This is a genomic window from Methanogenium sp. MK-MG (assembly GCF_009914725.1).
In the GTDB taxonomy this organism is placed as follows: Archaea; Halobacteriota; Methanomicrobia; order Methanomicrobiales; family Methanomicrobiaceae; genus Methanogenium.
On the sequence record NZ_JAAAWJ010000119.1, the window covers coordinates 1 to 4044 of the forward strand.

The following is a 4044-nucleotide window of genomic DNA, read 5'->3' on the forward strand; positions in this document are numbered from 1 at the left end:
GGAAGGGAAAACAACAGTATCACCTCAAGATGTTAAAGAGGGAACACAAGATCATCTCAGTTAATAAAGGTGGATATACCGGATATTTTGAGAATAGTGAAAAATATGGGGATTTTCAGCAGACCGTAATTATGCAGCTCAGAAGCACTACGGTGCGGCAGATCTATGAAATCCTGATCCTTCATCCCAACGTTTCACGTAAAGAGGTCGCCGGGTACCTTGGCATATCGGGGTCTGCCGTGACCTGGCAGATGGAACGGCTATGTGTTGACGGCACCGTTTCCGCCACGAAATCCGGGAAGTACGTAGGCTACCTGCTCAATCCGCAGGCAAAGAAAATTTTTCGGGATTACCTGCCTGACCATCCGGCTGCGGATGCGACCAATCAGGCACAAAAAGGAGTCATCTGAGCTGCGGGCCACGGTTCTTGTTAGGTTGGGGACAAAAACCCCTCATCGGGTTAAGCAACGCATAAATAGCCCTTAAATTGGCCAGAATCCCGGAAATCCGCATCCACACAGAAGCCCGGAGTGGCCCTTTCTCAGTTGAGACAACCCATAATACATCCTCCCCAAAATTACAAACAATAGCGACCCCTTATTAGTCTGCAATCAACCGATATTTCAGCAAATAAAATGCATTCCATGCATATTTTTTCGGCAGGAAAAACGTGCAGAAAATACGCCAGTTTTACCCTCCGATTCCCCAATACAGGGAATCAAAAAGGGTGACTCAGTATAGTCCCCGTTTCCGATATCCATCCGACCTGTTTGCATTTCTACGCACGCTGTCTTTCGCTTCGCAGCATTTCTACAGGGCCGTTAATTCAAATGGTTTTTCTTAGTAGGGGTGCGAAATCAGAAGTATCAGCACTTGAGATATAGTTTAAGTACAAAAAGCACAGTGTTATCTCTGTTGCATTCATCAACTGCGGCGGTCATTTTAGAATCTGAATTATCTGCTGCAGATGGTGTGCTGATTGTAACGGATTTTGTTCTTTTAATGGGAATTCCATAATCCCTAATCCTGTTGAGTTCTTCTGATATATTTTCGCCAGATATATGTGTCGCCAGAATAATATCTCCGTCAATCACTTTTTCGGATTCAACAATTGTGTATACCCAGGGTGAAGCCGGGTTTCCGATTTCCACGAGGCTGTCATCCTGTAAATCGACTTTGTATCCTTCAAAGAGGTCTTTATCTGATTTGAGATAGGAGTTTACATAAAGTGGTTCGTCTCTTATCTTCTTGGGAATGTTCTCCCCGAAATATTTGTCAACTGTGGCATTTATGACTGAATCTGAAGTATTGCTATCAAATATGATCTCAGGAACCCATAGCATTTTATCGAGCATTTCAGTCTCATTTTGTGTCAGGGGATTTAATTCACTTTCATTTACTGTCTGATTATCTGACGGGGATTTTTCAGTATCCTGATTATTGTTTTCAATACATCCGGAAATAACTCCAGATAAAAAAATAAAAATAAGGATTAAAAATATTAGTTTTTCCTTCATTTATCCCACCGATTGATAAGTATGTTAATTCAAGTATCCCGGTTCAGTCCCTGTCTGGCTGTTCGCACCAACGAGAGAAAGACTACTCAGGAGTACGAAAAGAACAAGACAAACAACAGATCTCTTCATGGTATTGTTCATAATGACCATCTCCGTCCCCGTGTTCAGACTGAATCGTATCCGGGATTTGAGCGTTTCCCGGACACCAGAGATGAAATCTGATTGCCGCACCGATAAGGATAGCGGTCAACTACCCACGACTAAAGTCGTGGGCTTCCTGCCTGCTTTCTTCGTGAAAAAAAAGACCACACCCGGGAAAACCGTATATAGAACGGGTGCAGTATGCTCTGCCAGACCAGAGGAGATGATGAAGATGGGTATGCTCTCACCCCTGCTTGCCGTACGGGACATGAAGAACACGATTGCATTCTACACCACCATGCTCGGGTTTGAGACGGGAATGGTATTTCCCGATGCTGAAAACCCTGAGTATGCCGACCTGTCAAAGGATGGCATGGTGCTGATGGTGATACCGGCGAAGGATCACGGGATTGACATGGAGGAACCGTTCGGCATTGGCGTAACGCTGTATCTGAACATTGACGGGGATATCAACGACTACTACCGGGAACTAAAGCAAAACGATGTCCGTTTCACACAAGATATCAAAGACGAATCCTATGGTGTCAGGAATTTTACCGTTGAAGACCCGGATGGATACCGGCTTGCATTCACCGAGGTCGCCTCCCGACAATGCCTGAGCTGTGGCATGCCGATACACAGACCGGATGAGTGGGGCGGCGGGAATCCGGCGAACCCCTATTGTGTGCGCTGCACCGAAACAGACGGCAGCCTAAAGAGCTTTGATGACGTGCATGAGGACATGGCCACCTTCCTGATGCAGACACAGAATCTGGACAGGGATGTGGCAGAGGAAAAGGCAGGGACGTATCTTTCCGGGATGCCGGCATGGGTGGAGAACAATACTGAGAGGTATGATTTCAAACATGATCGTTGAGGAGAGAACCGCTCGTTGCTGCGGATTGAAAGGTATCATCTTGGAGTGTGTTCCGGGGAGTACGGCTGACGGTTATCTGTCCTGCCGAATCAACATCTCAGGTGAGGTTTTGCGGAAGATCCAGGGGAATTTTTGACGGGGTCAGGTAGTACTTCTCCCCGATTTCCCCCTCATCGCTTACCGGGACCAGATGGGTAATGAGGTGCTGACCCGTGTCGGGATCGAAAACATGGATGTAGACAATGTGGGAGGCACTCGAATCCGGAGAACCCATCTGCCCCCTTCGCACTTCGGTCTGGATGGTATACCCCTGTATCTGTCCCTGTATCTCCGGGTCGTCCAGAGCAATGGCACGAGCCTCATCTTCCGATACTGGACAGGAAGCCATGGGAGTCACAGTGACATTCACGGATCCGGGAGATCCAGTTGGTAGATCATTGAGGCAACCCCCGGTGCATACAAAAAGGAGGCCGAGGAGAATAAGTCCTCCTCTAATTACGTGGGTTTTCATCACGCCATCCATGTATCCACCCGATATGCGTGTGACCACCAAGGCTTATAAAACGTTGCTCGTGCATCGGAGAGAGTCTGCAGAACGTCCGTAGGATGGGGCACCTGTGAATCCAGATTTTCGTTCCACCAGACTGAATATTCATTATAATTCACATAAGAATCCCATACGTAGGAAGTTGATACGTCAGAGAAAGTTCCAGGATCATTTCTAAAATACTCATGGAATTCATTCGTATCTCCCTTTGGCCAGGGGACGTATCCTATTCGTTTTACCTGCCCTTCCCAAGAGAGCGTATATGGATATCCTTGTCCTGAACAATAGACAGGGCTAACATAAATCCCAAAATTATAGTCCCGATCCCCTCCTTCGGGAAGTATCCCATAGTCTTCCCATCTGGCATCACCCTCTGCATTCTCATCCCATGAAAAGAGGATATACTCGTTTGGTCTCCAAAATACAGTTTGAACGCCAATTTCAATCCAATTCGGCAATCCATTCGTTTCTTTACCTAAATGACTCGTAAGATACTGATAGAGAGTACCATCTGAAGAACATTCCATCGACCCAGGGTGCACCCGCCCATTCACACCACTGTAAAGGGAATCAATGAGATACATCCCGGAGCTGGATTGATACTGACCATCCAACCGAACGTTTGAACTCCTCTCTTCTGATGAGGTAATTTCTGCCTGATGGTGAGCAATACGTGTCCAACGTAGTTCTTCAGAGAGCTTTTTTGCATCACCTTCGGTCCATCCATCAAGATATTTGTCATCACAGGGATAGTTGACAATTGCCTCAGCGATCTCCTCTTCGGAACATCCCTTGCTTTTCAGGTCGTTAATGAACTGAGGGGTTCGCTCCTCAATCGTTGCGGCATCTACAATGTCCAACTTCACAGTCTCGAATTTATCTCCACTGGCAGCCATCCCCGGCACCACAATAGCACTCACCAGCAGCAACACAAGGAGCACAGAAAGTGCCCGCATTCGATC

At 46.8% G+C, this 4044-nt stretch carries 5 protein-coding genes; 2 read left to right on the plus strand and 3 right to left on the minus strand.

Features of this window, described 5'->3' with window-relative positions:
- Positions 1 to 410 (plus strand): winged helix-turn-helix transcriptional regulator (locus MKMG_RS10920; protein ID WP_216842907.1); only part of this gene is annotated, 410 nt, incomplete at its 5' end.
- Positions 411 to 866: 456 nt separating this feature from the next.
- Here MKMG_RS10920 and MKMG_RS10925 read toward each other — a convergent pair.
- Positions 867 to 1517 (minus strand): hypothetical protein, encoded by a 651-nt coding sequence (locus MKMG_RS10925; protein WP_165077943.1) that lies wholly within the window; start codon positions 1515 to 1517, stop codon positions 867 to 869.
- A 364-nt stretch (positions 1518 to 1881) separates the two neighbouring features.
- Here MKMG_RS10925 and MKMG_RS10930 point away from each other — a divergent pair, with 364 nt between their 5' ends.
- Positions 1882 to 2535 carry a glyoxalase superfamily protein gene (locus tag MKMG_RS10930; protein WP_165077945.1) on the plus strand — a complete coding sequence of 218 codons (654 nt, stop codon included), beginning with the start codon at positions 1882 to 1884 and terminating at the stop codon, positions 2533 to 2535.
- Positions 2536 to 2632: 97 nt separating this feature from the next.
- Here the strand turns inward: MKMG_RS10930 and MKMG_RS10935 are convergent, their stop codons facing one another.
- Together MKMG_RS10935 and MKMG_RS10940 are read right to left on the minus strand one after the other, a co-directional pair.
- Positions 2633 to 2923 (minus strand): hypothetical protein, encoded by a 291-nt coding sequence (locus MKMG_RS10935; RefSeq protein ID WP_165077946.1) that lies wholly within the window; start codon positions 2921 to 2923, stop codon positions 2633 to 2635.
- Between the two features lie 122 nt (positions 2924 to 3045).
- Positions 3046 to 4044 (minus strand): hypothetical protein (locus tag MKMG_RS10940; protein ID WP_216842908.1); only part of this gene is annotated, 999 nt, incomplete at its 5' end.

Excerpts from the sequence above, each read along its gene's own strand:
- MKMG_RS10935 (WP_165077946.1), bottom strand. The coding sequence starts at position 2,923 with ATGGCTTCCTGTCCAGTATCGGAAGATGAGGCTCGTGCCATTGCTCTG.
- MKMG_RS10930 (WP_165077945.1), top strand. The coding sequence starts at position 1,882 with ATGATGAAGATGGGTATGCTCTCACCCCTGCTTGCCGTACGGGACATG.
- MKMG_RS10925 (WP_165077943.1), bottom strand. The coding sequence starts at position 1,517 with ATGAAGGAAAAACTAATATTTTTAATCCTTATTTTTATTTTTTTATCT.